This window comes from Pseudomonas sp. GW458-11-26-14-LB4 (genome assembly GCF_059423925.1).
Window position 1 is genome coordinate 494,050 of the sequence record NZ_JBWKYU010000001.1, and the last position, 15,659, is coordinate 509,708.

Below are 15,659 nucleotides of genomic sequence, written 5' to 3' on the forward strand. Positions count from 1 at the left end.
TCAAGCTTTGTGTTTGGCGAACCGAGTGACGCATTGCTTGGCTATGTTCATTTCCCAATAGGTGCTGAGCAACGCTTTACGCTTTTTGTCGACGCGCAAATTAACGAAACCATCGCCACAGTCCGGCTGTAATTCTTCGAACGTGCCGGTTTTGACTTGGTAAATGAACACCCGGTAGTAGTCGTAAGTGCCCATTCCGTCATCAAGCTGCCAGATCGCGAAATCCTTTACTCCGTCAAAATTGAAATCATCGACCTGCACATGGAGTTCGTTTTCAGCTTGAAAATCGATTGTCCGCGACTCGTTATTCGTTTCGCCTCTAATCGCGATGTTCAGCGTGGAGCCTTCGAGAACCAGTGTTGCTTCGACGTCTTTGGTTGGGCTGAACGTAGTGGTTTCGGCTAACACCGGCATCGTCCACAGCAGGCCGAGCAATGATGCTGCTAGAGTTTTTGATCTCATGTGCGCGCCCTACTCCCACTTGCATCCGGACTCCAAAGAGGAATCGACGCTGGTGTTATTTCCAAAATAGTAAACCTTGCCGTTGGACTTCTTCGTGTACGTCATCGAGACGACCTGCGTTCCTTGAGTCACGAGCTCGTAGGTCCCTGAGACCTTGCCGCTGATGACTTCAGACCAGCTTCTGGTGCTCTGCCAAGGGGCATCGGCGCCGAGCATTTCGTTCTGGGTATCCGTCAACACAATGGAAATTGGCTCACTGGACTTGGCGTACTTTACGAACCCGCCTGACCATTTGCTGGAGACGTCGTAAAAGGTATGGAATTCGAACTTCACCGGACTGGTTTCAGATAGTTCGAAGCAGAGTGATTCGCTGGTGACTGCGCTGTGGGCGGCGAAAGGAAATAACGCCAAAAAACCAAAACATGACCTTTTCATAGTTATGAAAAACCCGTTAACCACAGACGCCCCCTCAAGCAGCCAATATAATGCCGCCACCAACTTACCGACAGATTTATTCAAAAAAGGAACAGATCTATTCAAATAGCATAAATAACCTCCCTTTTCACTCCAACAAATAAATCCGCCCGCCATTTCAGCCAAATTGATAAATCTGAAAATACATCCACACAGGAAAACAGCTAGTAAATTGGAATCTGAAATCGCATCCTCGCCATGCATCGGTCCACATCTTCGCCAAACAGCTTAGAAGTCATAGCACAATTTCCATCTGCGTATTCTTTCCAAGCTGAACCAAAATTTTCGCTTCCACCAACAAACTCAATAGCTTTTGGGTAGTTCATAGATGTAGATTTTTCGTTCACTAACGACACTGCCTTGTAAAAGCCATCGCCTATAACGCCAGTACGAAGATAAATGAGCTCACTCACCCGAAAACTAGTGAACTGCTTTACACATGAAAGCTTTTCGATAGGCGACTCTTCACCTTCGTCACCATCATCTCTGCAATAACTATCTTTTAATTTAATCCATTTCTTCTGCGCAGATATCAGCTCTGCTTTTGTCGACGCATCCAGATCAATTGACAGCGCCTTGTATTGCTCATTAAGCACCTTATCAATTTTTTCAAATGATTTCTGTGAGCAGTTGATAATATCAGGGGCCGCCAAGGTGGCAGAGCTACAACTGACGTCCGCCGATGCACCGCCTATAGATATCCAAACAACTGATAACGCAATCAGTGACTTGCTAATTACTTCCAGCAGTTGCATTTTAATGCCTCCTCAAAAAATACCGCTTCCTTTTCACGTCTTGTCGCCACCCCAGCCGTGCTGGGATCGTTTTCCCACAAGCGCTTCATACTGCGAAGACGTGAAGGTATCAGTTCGGGTTGATCGTTATCAAAATCTTCTTTTATTTGCTTCATCTCTAAGCGCTTCTGAGCTTTAGCCGGGGTATTACCGGTTAACGCGTTGCCTCGGTTCACAACAAGAGAAAGCAATACACCTTGACAATCCGGATGTAGATTGACAGCCTTGGGATATACATCAACAACTTGTTGTGCATATCTCTTCTTCATAATCACGGCCAACTTAAGAGCGTTATCTTTGCTTATAGATATTGAGCTGACATTATGAACATAGTCTCTTGCATCTTGACCTTTTTTGCCTAACGCCCCTTTCAAGCTTTCGATTTCCTGAGGCGTATAAAGGTCTTTAAGCTCCGCATCGACCCTGGCGGCAGTCTGCTGCCCCAAGTCATAGCCATAGCCAATTGTTATGCCGCTATTATTATCAGGAAGCGCATACGGATGTTCTCTATACGCTTCAATTGCCAATAAAAACTCAAACAGCTTTTTGGAAACGACATAAGGACCGACAGTTGTGTCCAGAGTATAAACTTCCGCCTTACACTTTTCAGGACAGCCCGATAAGACCCCCCCCAACAACCCTAGGGGATGGATATGCTGGACGTTAGCATCACCAGTTATTCCGAATTTTCCGACTAGCTTATCCCACCAACCGAGTCGCTCGATTCGAAGTTTCTCTTCCACCCATTGTTTATGCGGATCGGCGTCACTATGCCCCATCAACTCATCTAGGGCGCTCCATTTCTCCCCCTTGTACTGCCACTCACTTTCGTAACGTGTAACCATCTGAGATATCGGCTGCGAGAACCAAGGTTTCTCTAACGCTTCCCTTATCTCCGAAGGCGTAAGTTTATTATCACCATTTTTATCCAGCATCTTGAACAGATGCTGCTTGGCAGGGCCGTCATTGGCAGCTCCCACGTTAGGCGTATAACTTGCCTTCTCCTCCTCAGTCAGGTTTTCTTGAGCATGGAGAGAGGCAGCCAGATGATCCACGTTGCTGACGGTCTCCTCAATAAAACGGAATCCCTCCCACTCAAAGGGCGAATGACGAGACAACGTCACGTCCGGCTCCGAAAACCATCCGCCAATTTCATTGCCATTTTCGTCACCAAGAAGACCATCCAGGCGCCACCAAAGCGTATAACTTGTCGTTCCGCCCATTACGACAGGAACCTTGATTTTTCTGTCCGCCGGCAATGCTTCCAGTACCCCGACCGGGACCATGAAATCGTACCCAACTTTTTTATGGGGATCAGTCACCCTAGGCGGATTACTCGCACTCATGCCTTCAACATGAGTGATTAATAGACTGTCTTTTGGAATTTTAAGCAGAGTTTTCTCGGCTTTTGGCAGACCTGATGCCCTCTGTTTACTTAGCTCAGTAAAAGCCTTGACGTCCTCGCAACTAAAAACCTCCAAGTGCAGAAGATTTCTTGGAGCAGAGTCTGAGTAGCTCTGATATTTGCCGACGTGCCCCACCAAACTCCCTGCTTTTATGAAAACAGGAGTAGCCAACACGTGGACAGCGTCTTTTTCGGCTGGCTCGCTCTTGGTTTCAAGCAGGCCCTCCCAAACGTAGCCAAGAACCTCCGCTGCTGCCAACGGAGGTACAGCGTTTCCTCCCAAAATTTCCAATAGCTTTTGGTATTTACCGCGCGTCCCATCACTGCCAATTTTCACCTGAGTTCCAATCGGCAAAATAGCGGTCGTCGTACTGGATTGGTTAGGAGAAGCGTGTACCGCCAGCCCTTTTTTAGGGGGAGTCATCGGATCTTTTGCTGCAGTGCCCACCTTATAGCTATTTGGTGTGGCCCCTGCAGTCAACTCTCGCTTAAACACCCAGCCGTTCCCAGCGGGGAGGTTGGCATCCGGAGGCGTAACACTAACCACTTTGAGCCAACCGTTTTCTTCTTCAGCAGTTTCGACAACTGTGCCGCGAGGCAAAACAGTCAACACCGTGCTATATCCCGGTTTTCCGCGCCTTTCCTGTCGAACTCTCAAGCCCAGAATTTCATCCTTTGCCGTAGCCATCACCTGCCATGTGCCACCACTCCAAAATGAAGGCCGACCCAATGCAGGAGTTTTTTCATACGTGTCCCAATGCAGGAGGTGCATGTAAAGACTAAAGAAAGTCAGACTAGGCCCCGGAGTTACTGCAGCTGGTGTTCCCCCAGCCGCAGGGGCGGGTGCAGGAGGAACAGGCGTCTCTAAACGATGTTTAACGAGTACAAAACCCGTTGAATACACCGCCCCATTGGTATCAAAAGCTGACTTTGGATAAGTACTATCAATACGATAAGCGACAACTTCCCCGTCCGCGATGCACCTGACTTCCGCCAAATCCTGCACCAAACCAGATGCCTCATCGAAATGTACCCCTCCGTGCCAGAGGCCATTCGCCCCCAACGGGTAGTAACCATCTTTCGCCTTGGCTAACGCCTTATAAAACTGCTGCGGATCCGTAGCTTCTGCAGCTCCCACCTTCAATGGATACGACCATTTTTCTACTTTCTTGCTGGTTGTCTCTGTCATTACCAATTACCTGAATTCTGATCCCTGGTGGCTTGGATTGCCGTCGATGTATTACCCAGAAAAATTGAGCATGCGTTTTGGCTTGCGTTTGACCTGTTCTTCAGGCGCATTCAACAACGCCTGATCCATCAAACTCCCCGCCTTATCCTTATCCGCCGCCCCCGGCAGCACCGGCGGTTTGATCCCGATCCCGGTGCCACTCCCCGCCGACCCGCCAGCATTAATCTTCACCACCGGCCCAACCACCGTCACACCACCACCATCGAGCTTGATGAAACTGCCGCCGCCGAGAATCGTCAGCTCAGTCCCCGCCTCAATGACAATCTTGTCCCCAGCCTTGATGTGAATCTCTTTCCCGGCACTGGTCAGTTGCGCAGTCCCAAGCTTCACATGCTGGCTCTCGCCAATGGTCAGGTGGTCATCCATCCGTGCTTCGATCTTGCGGTCGCTTATGGTGGTGCGGTGTTCTTCGGCCTTCAGCTCGGTGTAGGTGTTCTTCACCACGGTGTCGTGGCGTTCATTGCCGACCCGAATCTTCTGATCGTGCTCAACGTTTTCATCCCAGTCGCGCTGGGCGTGGATGAAGATTTGTTCGGCGCCTTTTTTGTCTTCGATGCGCAGTTCGTTGTAGCCACCGCCGCCCGGGGAGCTGAGGGTTTTGAAGACGCTGCGGGTTTTGTTCGCCGGCAAGGCGTAGGGCACCGGGTTTTCCTTGTGGTACAGGCAGCCGGTGACCAGTGGCTGATCGGGGTCGCCTTCAAGGAAGGTGACGAGGACTTCCATGCCGATGCGCGGGATGGAAATGGCGCCGTAGCGGTCGCCGGCCCAGGAGCTGGAAACGCGCAGCCAGCAGCTGGTTTTGTCGTCGGCCAGGCCTTCGCGGTCCCAGTGGAATTGCACTTTGATGCGGCCGTATTGGTCGCAGTGGATTTCTTCGCCTTTGGGGCCGGTGACCATCGCGGTCTGGCTGCCGAGCACGCGGGGTTTCGGGTGTTCGAGGGCCGGACGGTAGAACACGTCCCACGGGGTGGCGAGGAAGCGGTTGCGGTAGCCCTGGTGGAAGTCGTCCTTGTTGTCGGTGGTGTCGCTGGTCACCGATTCTTCGAGGACTTGCGGCTGTTTGCCTTCGTGGAAAATTTCGGTGAGCAGCCACAGGTCGTTCCACTCGCTGCGCGGGTGGTCGGACATTTCCATGAAGTGGCCGCTGACCAGTCTGGTCTGGTCGCCGCGACCTTCGGCCTGACGGTAGTCGGCGCGGTGGCGTTCGAGGGCGCGCTGGCTGAGGAACTTGCCGCGGGCGCGGTCGATGAAGCGGCCGGGGTAGTCGTAGTCTTCCAGATCCGGTTCGGCGCTCTCGCCATCCGGCTTACTCTCTGGTTTAAAAGCCGCTTCCATTTGCAGGCGCGGTTTTTCGAAGTCGTAGTCGCGGCGGGTGGTGCGGCTGGTGCGGGTTTCCAGGCGCAGCTTGAAGCCTTTGATCACCGGTTCTTCGGCGACCATGCCGCTGCCCTGCACGTAAGCGGTCGGTTGGCCGAGGTTGGGGAACACGGTCTGGTCATCGCCGAACACCAGCAGGTGGCCTTTCTTGCTGTGCTGGAAGTGGTAGTGAATGCCTTCCTCTTCACAAAGACGCTGGACGAAATGCAGATCGGTTTCGTCGTACTGCACGCAGTAGTCGCGATCCGGGCACGGCTGGCTGAGTTGGAAGCTGTAGGCGTTGCCCTTGATGCCGTGCTCGTCGAGGATCAGCGCGATGATTTTCGGCGCCGACATCTGCTGGTAGATGCGCTGGTTGGTGCGGTGATGCAGGTATTGCAGCTGCGGCACCAGCGAAACCTTGTAGCGGGTCAGGCGCTTGCCGGCATCGCCCTGGGCCACGCGGTAGATCTGGCCGTGGATGCCCGAGCCCTGCGGATCGAGGGCAAGGAAGGCCTGTTTGTGCAGGAGTTTTTCCAGGTCCAGATCCGGGTTCTCGCTGACCAGTTCCAGGTCGAAACGGAACGGCTGGCTGATGCCTTCGATGCCGGTGAACGACAGGACTTGCAGGTCGCCCACGTAGTCTTCGACCGTCAGGCTGAAGTGCGTTTCGTTAGCTGGGTTGAACATAAAGTGCTCCCTGTTCGAATGTCATCCGTTACGCCCGCAGTCGCAAACGCTGCAGCCAGGACGAAGTGGCGCCCAAGGCGTCACGCAATTGGTCGGCAGTGATGGTGCGCTCTGCCGCGTCAAAGGCCAGCGCGGTGCGCAGCGCGGGCCAGCAGTGTGTCGGCAGATTTGCCGGGGCTTGCAGTTCGCGATCCAGGTGTTCGTCACGGGCCTGGGTCGAGGGCAAGCGGCGGAACGGGTGTTTGCCGCCCGCCAGTTCATAGATCACGCAGGCCACGCCGTACACGTCCGCGCTGGCCGACAGCGGTTGGCCCTCAAGCAGTTCGGGGGCGGCGTAGCCCGGGGTCCAGGCGTTGAAACGCTCGCGGCTCAGGTGCGGCAGGCCGGGCAGGATGCCCTCCTCGGCCTGCCCGAGACCGAAGTCAAAGAGGCGCACGCCGTCTTCGCTGAGCATGACGTTGCTCGGTTTCATGTCACCGTGCAGCACGCCGCGACGGTGGGCGTAAGCCAGCGCGTCGAGCAGCGGCAGCGCGATGTCGCGCAGTTCTTTCCACGGCAGGCCCAGCGGCCGCTCGCAGAGCAGTTTGTCCAGGGTCAGGCCACGCATGAGTTCCATGGTGATGAAGGCCCGCTGGCAATCGGTGTCCACTTCGAACGTGTGCGGTCGCAGCACGTTGTCGTGGCGCAGGCGTCGGGTCAGGGCGAACTCGCTGTAGAGCAAGGCACTGGCGTCCGGCGACTCGGCAAATTCTTCGCTGAGGATTTTCAGCGCAATGTAAGGATCGGGATCGCCGAACTGTTCGTGCAGCAGATCCCGGGCCCGGTAAACCGCTCCCATGCCACCGGCCCCGAGCAGGCGCTCGAGGTGGTAGCGGCCTGCCAGAACATCCGGCAGTTCGCCGACGCTGGCCTTGGTCGGCGCCAGCGCGGGTTCGGCGTTATGTTGCTTGGCGAAGGCGAAGTAGGTCAGGTTGTTGGCCTGCTCTTCGCTCATCAGCAAGTCGTCGACTGAGGATTCGATTTCAGTCATTGGCGGATCACCACGGCAGTCAGGTTGTCGCGAGCGGCACCCCGCAGGGCGCCGTCGAACAGACGTTCCAGCGCCACATGTGGCGCCGCCAGGCTGAGAGCGTTGCCGAGGGCATCGCTGGTCAGGCCTTGATACAAACCATCGCTGCACAGCAGGAACACATCACCGGGATAGACCTCGAGTTCCAGCACATCCAGCGTCAGTTGTTCCGCCGCGCCCACCGCCCGGGTCAAGGCCTGGGCTGCCGGGTGCGCCGCTGCCTGTTCGACGCTCATCTGCTGCTCGTCGATCAATTGCTGTTGCAGCGAGTGATCCTTCGACAGCTGATACAGACGCTGCCCGCGCCACATATAGCAACGGCTGTCGCCGGCCCAGATGCAGGCCGCGCGATTGCCTTCCACCAGCAGCGCCACGACGGTGCTGCCCATGATGCTGTCGTGACGCCCGGCGGTGACGGTCAACTCCTGCCCCAGGCGCCGGTTCAGCCAGTGCAGGCACTGGCGGATGGCTTTGAGACGTTCGTCGAAGTCTTCGTGCTGCGGCAGTTCAGCCAGGCTGGCGACGATCAACTGGCTGGCGATGTCGCCACCCTGATGACCGCCCATGCCGTCCGCGACCACCCACAGCCCATGCTGCGGGGTGTCGAGGAAGGCATCTTCGTTGCGCGACCGCACCTTGCCCGGGTCGGTTCGCGCCGCGCTGCGCCAGGGACTGGCCACCAGCATCAGAGCTGCACCGGCATACGGAAGGTACGCAGCACGCCCATGTCGAACGGGTTCGGCGTGCGCTGGCTGGTCAGCAGGTAGTTGGCGCGCAGGCCACCCACGTCGGCTTTGAGCACCAGCACGTCGCGACCGGTCAGGTACTCCGTCTGCATCAGGTCGAACAGACGGAACAGCGACCACGGGCCGGAGTTCTTCTCGATGCCGATCGGGCGCCCGGCCATCTTGTCCATGACCAGGCTGGTGCGACCGTCTTCAGCATCGGTCGGCCACTTGAAGGTCATGGGCAGGATCGGACCGTGGCGGTATTCCATGGTCTTGTCACCGAACTTGAACTCGGAACGGCTGACGGCCGGATCGAGGGTGTACGGCTCCAGCTTGAACTGCACGGTCGGCTCGGCCGGGTTGATCGAGAAGAAGCTCTGGCGAATGTTCAGTGCCGCCGCCATCTGGTCGAGGAAGACCTTGGACACCGGCAGGCTGCGACCGTCGATGCTGCGCATCCGGTAGTTGCCCGGATCACCGCTGACGAACGGACGCATGTAGCTGTCGAAGAAGCGGTCGATGGTGCCTTGAGCCCGGAAGAACTCGCGGAAATCGCTGATCGCCACGTCGCTTGTGCTCGACGCGCTGAACGGATAGCGCTTGCTGATGGTTTTGCCATACACGCTGTACAGCTCGTTCTGATAACGGCCGTTCAGGTATTGGTAGGCATCGTTGAGCACCAGGCGCCACGAGTCTTCGGCCAGCACGTTGAACCACACGCTCAGCGGACGCGGCAGACGACCCGACGCATTGCGCAGATTGGTCAGCGCATCACGCTGGCCGCTCATGCGGGTCTTGGCCAGTTCGAACGCGGCTTGCTCCGGTGTGCTGGAACGGGCAAGGCCCGCCAGTTGCAGTTGCAGGTCGTTGAGCGCGGTAAAGGCCGGGGTCAGGTCAGCGGCCGGCCCGTTGTTGTCGTCGAGCAGTTTATGCAGCGGCTCGAAGCGACGTTGCAGGGACTTCTTGGCCGTGTCCGGCAGGTTCTTCGCCACGTTCATGGCCGCAGCCTTGTCCGTCAACGCCGAAGCGAGTTTGCCGACCTTGCCCAGTTTGCCCTTCTGCCCCGCCAGCGCATCGGCAGCGTCACCGGCTTCATCCACCGGTTCAGGAGCTGCCGGGAAGCGGGTGTTCTCACGCACTTCGGTCAGCAGCGCCAGCACCGGCGAGTTGGCCGAGGTCAGGCCCGCCAGTTGCTCTGCGCCTTCACCGGCATCGCTGATCGGCGGCAGCGCCACCTGGCCAACGGCCTCGCTCCAGTAGTTGGCATAGTCGCGGAAGTACAGTTGCTCCAGTTCGACCATCAGGCGACGCAAGTCCATGTCGCTGATGCCGGCGCCTTCGCCCAGCACCCAGTTGTCACGCAGGATGTCGGTCACCAGCGATGCGCCTTGGACCGAGAAATACTGCTGATAGCCGGTCTGGGTGTAGAAGCCCGGAATCACGTATTCAGTGCCAATGAACAGCGAGCCCTGCGGCCCGAGGTGCTGGCTGAAACGGTAATCCGGCAGGTTGCGCGCCTGCTCGCGGAGCATGCGGTAAACCACGGTCGCCAGCGACTCGCTGCGCAGGATCTGACGCGCCTGGGCCACCAGTTGCTCGTTGAGCGGGTAGATAAACGGCTGCTGCAACAGACGCTCGAGGTGCGTGTTCAGACCGTTCTGCACCGCGGTGTTGCCGGTGTAGCGCTGCGACCAGTCCGCCGCGATCCAGTCCTTGAGCCATGCCGCGTCACGACGATCCTTCATGTTCAGCATCAGGTACGCGCGCAGGCTGTTGATCAGCTTTTCGCGGTCCTTCATGTTGGCGCGGATCTGGCCTTCAAGCATCGTTGCAACGCGCGGCAGCAGTTGCTTTTCGAGCTCGTGCTCGTAAGCCTCCTTGACCACCGGATTGACGTCCTGGCCCTGATACAGACCCATCCGTTCGTGGTACGCCGCGTCGCCTTTTTTCGGGAACACCTGGGTGGCAGCGTAGCTGGTGTCGAGGGTTTTCAGTGCGCCCATGGCGTCATCGCGCGGCGACAGTGCCGTGCGTTGCTGCGTCCAGTTCTGCGCCAGATTGCGCAGGTTTTCCAGACGCTCGTAGTTGGCCGAGAAACCACCGGCCCAGAGCATGCCGAACAGGACCAGCGCACCCAGTGCGCCGACGTACAACGCACGCTGGCCCCAGTGGATGCGGCTGCGCTCGCGCTTGTCCAGACCGGCCAGATCGGCCTCGGGGAAAATCACCCGGCTGAGCAAGTGATGGATGAAACGCGAACGACCGCTGCGCAGCGTCGGCAGCACGCCGGCGCTCATGCCCAGACTCGCGCCGATGCCGGCGGTGGTCGAATCCATTTCCTGAGTCAGGTGCGGTGCGCTGGTCAGGTAGAAACCACGCAGTTGCGTCGCACGCTGGTAGCGGTTGCCGGTGAACGCCATGTCGACCAGCAGGCACAGACGCTCGCCGATCTGGCCCATCTGGTGCGGGAAGTCGAGGATGCGGCCACGGCGCTGGGTGTCGCGCTCGGAGTGCATGCGCATGATCACCTGGCTGTTGAGGCGACGCAGCAGCTCTTCGAACTCGTTGCGCAGCACCGTCACGTCGGTGCCGACCTGATCCTTGCGGAAACTGGTGCCCAGCACCTGATCGCTTTCTTCGCGGGTCAGTTGGTCGAAGAACTCGTCAAAGCCCAGCAGCTTGTCGGCCTTGCTCAGCACCAGATACACCGGAACATCGACGTGCAGCTTCTGATAGACGTCTTGCAGACGCGCACGTACCTGGCGGGCCAGGGTTTCGATGTCCTGTTCGCTGCCACCGGTCAGGGTTTCCACCGGAATGGTCACCAGCACGCCGTTCAGCGGACGACCGCGACGACGCTTGCGCAGCAGCTCCAGCAAGGTGGTCCAGGCGCTGCCGTCAACTTCCGCATCCGGCTGGGTCAGATAGCGGCCGGCGGTGTCGATCAACACACCGTGGTCGGCGAAGTACCAGTCGCAATGACGGGTGCCGTGGGTGTCGCGGGTCAGCTTGCGGTCGATCTTGTTGATCGGGAATTCCAGCCCGGAGAAGTCCAGCAGGCTGGTCTTGCCGCTGGCCTGCGGGCCGATCAGCAAGTACCACGGCAAGTCATTGCGCCAGCGCTCGCTGCGGCCGCGGTACAGGCTCGAAGTCTTGAGGGTTTTCAGGGCGTCCTTGAAACGCTCTTTCAACTCTTTCTGCTCTTCGTCGATCAACTCTTCGCGGCGGATACGGTCCTGGCCGTCTTCGGTTTCTTCGACGGCTTTCTTGCGGATACCGGCGCGCCAGCTGACGAAGACCATGGTCAGGCCCCAGATCAGGAACAGCACGCTGATGGTCAGCAGACGCGAAGTCGCGCTTTCCCAGAACTTGTAGTCATCCACTGCCAACAGCGGGCCGACGAACCACACCAGCAGCGCCACGAACAGCACCAGCAGCAGGGTCCAGACCCAGGTCTGGCGCAGGAAGGCGCCGACTTTCTTGAAAAACTTTTTCATCACACGTCCCTGTTTACGGCTGCGACTGCGGCGAGGCCGCGGCCGGATCAAGCGGCTGATATGGTTGCAGAACGGTGTCGCGCTGCTCGCCCAAGACCCAGGCGAAGCCCGAATACATCATCACCAGACAGACGAAGGTGAACAGCACCACCATCCACGCCGGCACGATGCGCACCAGATTGCGGCGCTGATCGTTGAGGCCTTCCCACTGCGGCGACAATTCGCGCGGCACGTCGCCACGCAACTGACGGATCTGCCGGTACAGGGCGTCGCGGATGCCTTCGAGTTCCAGCATGCCGCGCGCCTGCACGCGGTACTTGCCCTCGAAACCGAGGGACAGGCACAGGTACATCAGTTCCAGCATCGGCAGGTGCTTGACCGGGTTTTTCGACAGCCGATCGAGCAGCTGGAAGAACTTCTCGCCACCGAAGGTTTCGTTGTGGAAGCTGCTGAGCAGGCTCATCTGCGACCACTCGCTTTCGTTGCCCCACGGCGTGGTCACGACGGCTTCGTCGACCACGGTGCAGAGCACGTAACGAGCGGCCATCACCTGGCTGCTTTCGGCGCCGTTGTGCAGGGCCCGCACTTCGAACAGCTTGAGCCCGGCGGTCAGGCGCTCGTTGAGCGCGTAGAGGTCTTCGCGGGTTTCACTGTGCTTGAGACGCACCACTTCCGACAGCAGTTCGGAGGACGCCGCCACCAGCGAATTAAGGCTGATGTTGAAGGCTTCCGCCGGGCGCAGGCGCGCGGCGTAGATCATCCGTTCTTCCAGTTGTTCGAAGCGCGGTGGCGCGGCGAAGTCGGTCAGCGGACTCGCCGCAGGGCCATGGCCCTGACGGTCGAGCAGGACGGTTTTGTCGTCCTGGTTGTGTTCCATGTCCTTGATCATGTCGGTCAGTTCCTGATGGCCCAGAATTTCAGTTCAAGCTCGGCGAATTCGCCGGACACGTGGAACGCGAAGCCGCCGGAGCGCTCGAGTTGTGCCAGGTCTTCGGAACTGAGTTCGAGGATGAAATAGGTTTTGTTGGAGTGGAACGCGATCTGCCGCGGGGCCACCGGCAACGGTTTGACCTTGATCCCCGGCAGGTGCAGGTTGACCAGTTGGCGGATGCGCTCCACCGGGCCGACCTTGAGGTGCGCAGGCAAGCGATTGCGCAGCTCTTCGGAGTCGCAGTTGGCACTGGCTGCCAGCACGAACGACGCCGAGCCCAGCAGTTTGTGGTCGTGCAGCGGCGACACGATGATCCCGTACTGACGCGCTTGCAGGATCAGTTCGATGGCGTGCTGTTCCAGCACCATCGACAGTACCTGACGGATCGACTCCATCAGTTTGCGGAAGCTCGCACCCTGGTCAGCGTGGGAGTAACGGCTGTCCAGACGCGGGCGTTTGCTGTCGCTGGAGAAGGTCGCCAGATCGCCGAGCATGGTCAGCAGCGTGCGGTACAACTCTTCCGGGTGAACCTGCTCCAGGCCGAGGTAGTGGCGCAGCAGCAGTTCGGTGCGGTTGATCAGTTGCAGCATCATGAAGTCGCCGATTTCCGCGCCGCCGACCTTGCCGTTCGAGCGAATGCGCTCGGCAATGGTGTCGCCCCGGTGACCGAGCATGCTGATCACTTCTTTCAGGCACGACAGCAGGTAGCTGGAGGCGTGGGCCTGAATGTAGGTCGGCACGAAATCCGGATCGAGGCTGATCACGCCGTCCGGTGTGGTGTCGAGCACGTCGCAGATTTTCAGCTTCACGTAGGCCTGGTCGCTCTGCTGCTCGCCGAGCAACAGCTTGAAATCCGGACGGCCGCAGCTGACCTGGCTGGCGGAATCATCGCCGGCGTTGGAGTCGGCGACTTCGGCGTCATACGCGGTGTACCGCGCAAGAACGTCGGACTGCTCCGGGCGACGGGCCTCGATGTGGTTACCGGTGACCAATGGCAGCGCCAGGTAGATCGGCGTGTTGCCGGTGTTCGGCGGCACGTCCAGCGCCAGCGGTTCGGTGTTGCCGCCGAGTTCGAACAGGCTGCCGTCCGGCAGGATCCCCGAGGCTTCACTGATTACCAGTTTGCCCATGTTGAGGAACTGCAGGTCGATCTCCAGATTCAGGAACCCCCAGGTGTAGCCGCCCAGCAACCGGGTGCGGGTCTTCATCTGGTGATCGTAGTAGCGGTCGTTGTGCTGGAAGTGCTGCGGACGCAGCAGCATGCCTTCCTGCCAGATGACTTTATGGGTATTCATGATCAGTCATCCGCCTTGGCGAGCACTTCGTTGGTCTTGCGGATACCGGCCTGATCCAGGGTCAGATCGGCTTCGGTGACTTCCAGCGGCGTGATCGGGAACGTGTGGCGCCATTTGGTTTCCGGCAGGTCGCGGTATGCGGCGAGGATGCCGATGAAGCGGCTGCCCTCCTCCACGCTGAGTTTCAGCTCCACGGTTTCACCCGGGCGCAGTTCGAGTTCTTCGCTGGCCACCAGATCCGGGTTGAGGGATTCCTTGGCGCGCTCGTAGAGGCTGAAGAAATCGGCGTTCTCGAACGTCACCGGGTGCTTGAGTTCGAACAGGCGCACCACGATCGGCGACGGACGACCGTTGAGGTCCGGGTTCAACTGATCGCTGCCGGTCAGCTTCAGGTTGATCTTGGTCACTTTCGAATACGGCGACAGCGACGAGCAACCGGCGAGCAGCACCAACAGGGTGAGCGCGGTCAGCGTCTTGAAAAAAGCGGTCGAGCGGCGAGACATGCGCATCATCCTTGGTGGTCGGTGTGGAGGGTGGAGATCAGGCGGATCTGTTCTTCGTAGGCCTGGGCGAAGTCGCGGGCCAGCAGGCGCTCGCTCCAGTCGTCGTCCTGACGCAGCGCATGGTGGTAGCGGTTGAACGCTCTCCAGCGGCCGCCGGCGGTGGCGAGCAACGGCTTGTTGTCACGCTCGAAACGCAGGGTCAACTGCTCCGGCGAGAAGTGCTCCAGAGTGCCGCGCACCGCCGCGCGGCTGGCGGTCAGCAGCGCCACCTGATGCGCCTGCAAATCGCGGAACGCCCGGGAGATCGCCTGCTCGGCCGGCAAATGGCCCGGCTTGTGCGGTTGCAACAGGATGTCCAGCGCTTCGCTCGGATCGACGGCGAATTTCAGCGGATTCTTGTTGGTGCCTTGCACGGTGGTCTGGGCCAGACGCAGCTCGTTCTTCAGCTCGGAACGGGTGCGCAGGCTCTGTTGCAGACCGCCGATGCTCTGGCGCAGCAGACGTGCGGCATTGACCGCCAGTGCTTCGCGCTCGTCATGGCTCAGGCCTTTCAGATCGACACCGAGGGCCGCGCCGAATTTATCCCAGAAGGTTTCGCTCTGACGCTCGACCGCTTTCGGTGCCGGCGCAGGCTCAGGCTTGGGCTCGACGATCAGCTCCGGCACCATCAGGCTTTCCATGTCGATGCGCGCGTAGTCGGCGCGCTGACGGGAGTCTTCAGGATCGGTAACCGGCGCGAGCATCTCCTCGAATTCCGAGTACACGCGCTCTTGCTGCTCCAGCGACTTCAGCGGGTCGAGGTCGAGGAACGCGTCGTCCGGGATGATGGTGCCGGCGGCGCGTGGCTGGCCGACTTCACCGTCGAACGTCGCCGGGTCGCGCACCAGGCGCGCGCGAATCTCGAAGTCGCCCAGCACGTAGGTGCTGCCGTGCTCGATGCGCACCGGCTCGCCCTTGTGCAGGCGTGCGCCGCTGTCGCCGTCCTGAACACCGTTGCTGCTGGTGTCGGTCAGGAAAAACGTGCCCTCGCGATAGCTGACAATCGCGTGGTGATTGGACAAGTGACGCTTGCGGTCAGGGATGATCCAGTCGCAGTCCTCGCCCCGCCCGATCACGCCACCGGCCTGTTTGAAGGTCCGCTGGCACAGCTCGGTGGGCACGAACTGCTTGGTGTTCAGCATTTCGAAAACCAATTCCATGTTTGAT

At 58.8% G+C, this 15,659-nt stretch carries 12 protein-coding genes; all 12 read right to left on the bottom strand.

Annotated elements, in window-relative coordinates:
* Genes AC07XZ_RS02315 through tagH form a run of 12 tightly spaced genes read right to left on the bottom strand, consistent with a single transcriptional unit; the run spans position 1 to position 15,652 of the window.
* The gene (locus AC07XZ_RS02315; RefSeq protein WP_102685886.1) at positions 1-462 is read right to left on the bottom strand and encodes an XAC2610-related protein; all 462 of its coding nucleotides are present in this window, start codon (positions 460-462) and stop codon (positions 1-3) included.
* Positions 463-471: 9 nt separating this feature from the next.
* Positions 472-1,140 (bottom strand): hypothetical protein, encoded by a 669-nt coding sequence (locus AC07XZ_RS02320; RefSeq protein ID WP_256590493.1) that lies wholly within the window; start codon positions 1,138-1,140, stop codon positions 472-474.
* Positions 1,101-1,691 (bottom strand): lysozyme inhibitor LprI family protein, encoded by a 591-nt coding sequence (locus AC07XZ_RS02325; protein WP_102685887.1) that lies wholly within the window; start codon positions 1,689-1,691, stop codon positions 1,101-1,103. The genes AC07XZ_RS02320 and AC07XZ_RS02325 overlap by 40 nt, the downstream gene beginning before the upstream one ends.
* Entirely contained in the window at positions 1,673-4,324 is a 2,652-nt protein-coding gene (locus AC07XZ_RS02330) for a pesticin C-terminus-like muramidase (RefSeq protein ID WP_102685888.1), read from the bottom strand. The genes AC07XZ_RS02325 and AC07XZ_RS02330 overlap by 19 nt, the downstream gene beginning before the upstream one ends.
* Before the next feature lie 51 nt (positions 4,325-4,375).
* On the bottom strand, positions 4,376-6,430 hold the full coding sequence (locus tag AC07XZ_RS02335; RefSeq protein WP_102719538.1) for a type VI secretion system Vgr family protein: 2,055 nt from the start codon (positions 6,428-6,430) through the stop codon (positions 4,376-4,378).
* Positions 6,431-6,458: 28 nt separating this feature from the next.
* The gene (locus AC07XZ_RS02340; RefSeq protein ID WP_102688419.1) at positions 6,459-7,460 is read right to left on the bottom strand and encodes a serine/threonine-protein kinase; all 1,002 of its coding nucleotides are present in this window, start codon (positions 7,458-7,460) and stop codon (positions 6,459-6,461) included.
* The gene (locus AC07XZ_RS02345) at positions 7,457-8,185 is read right to left on the bottom strand and encodes a PP2C family protein-serine/threonine phosphatase (protein WP_102688420.1); all 729 of its coding nucleotides are present in this window, start codon (positions 8,183-8,185) and stop codon (positions 7,457-7,459) included. The genes AC07XZ_RS02340 and AC07XZ_RS02345 overlap by 4 nt, the downstream gene beginning before the upstream one ends.
* Positions 8,185-11,724: a type VI secretion system membrane subunit TssM gene (gene tssM / locus AC07XZ_RS02350; RefSeq protein WP_102688421.1), complete on the bottom strand. Its 3,540-nt coding sequence runs from the start codon at positions 11,722-11,724 to the stop codon at positions 8,185-8,187. Before tssM ends, AC07XZ_RS02345 begins: the two co-directional genes overlap by 1 nt.
* Before the next feature lie 13 nt (positions 11,725-11,737).
* Positions 11,738-12,613 carry a type IVB secretion system protein IcmH/DotU gene (gene icmH / locus AC07XZ_RS02355; protein WP_064600459.1) on the bottom strand — a complete coding sequence of 292 codons (876 nt, stop codon included), beginning with the start codon at positions 12,611-12,613 and terminating at the stop codon, positions 11,738-11,740.
* A gap of 5 nt (positions 12,614-12,618) precedes the next feature.
* Positions 12,619-13,950 (bottom strand): type VI secretion system baseplate subunit TssK, encoded by a 1,332-nt coding sequence (gene tssK / locus AC07XZ_RS02360; protein WP_039765155.1) that lies wholly within the window; start codon positions 13,948-13,950, stop codon positions 12,619-12,621.
* Positions 13,951-13,952: 2 nt separating this feature from the next.
* Complete coding sequence (gene tssJ, locus AC07XZ_RS02365) at positions 13,953-14,453, bottom strand: type VI secretion system lipoprotein TssJ (protein ID WP_011336587.1); 501 nt, start codon at positions 14,451-14,453, stop codon at positions 13,953-13,955.
* A 5-nt stretch (positions 14,454-14,458) separates the two neighbouring features.
* The gene (gene tagH / locus AC07XZ_RS02370) at positions 14,459-15,652 is read right to left on the bottom strand and encodes a type VI secretion system-associated FHA domain protein TagH (protein ID WP_085747928.1); all 1,194 of its coding nucleotides are present in this window, start codon (positions 15,650-15,652) and stop codon (positions 14,459-14,461) included.
* Between the last annotated feature and the right edge of the window lie 7 nt (positions 15,653-15,659).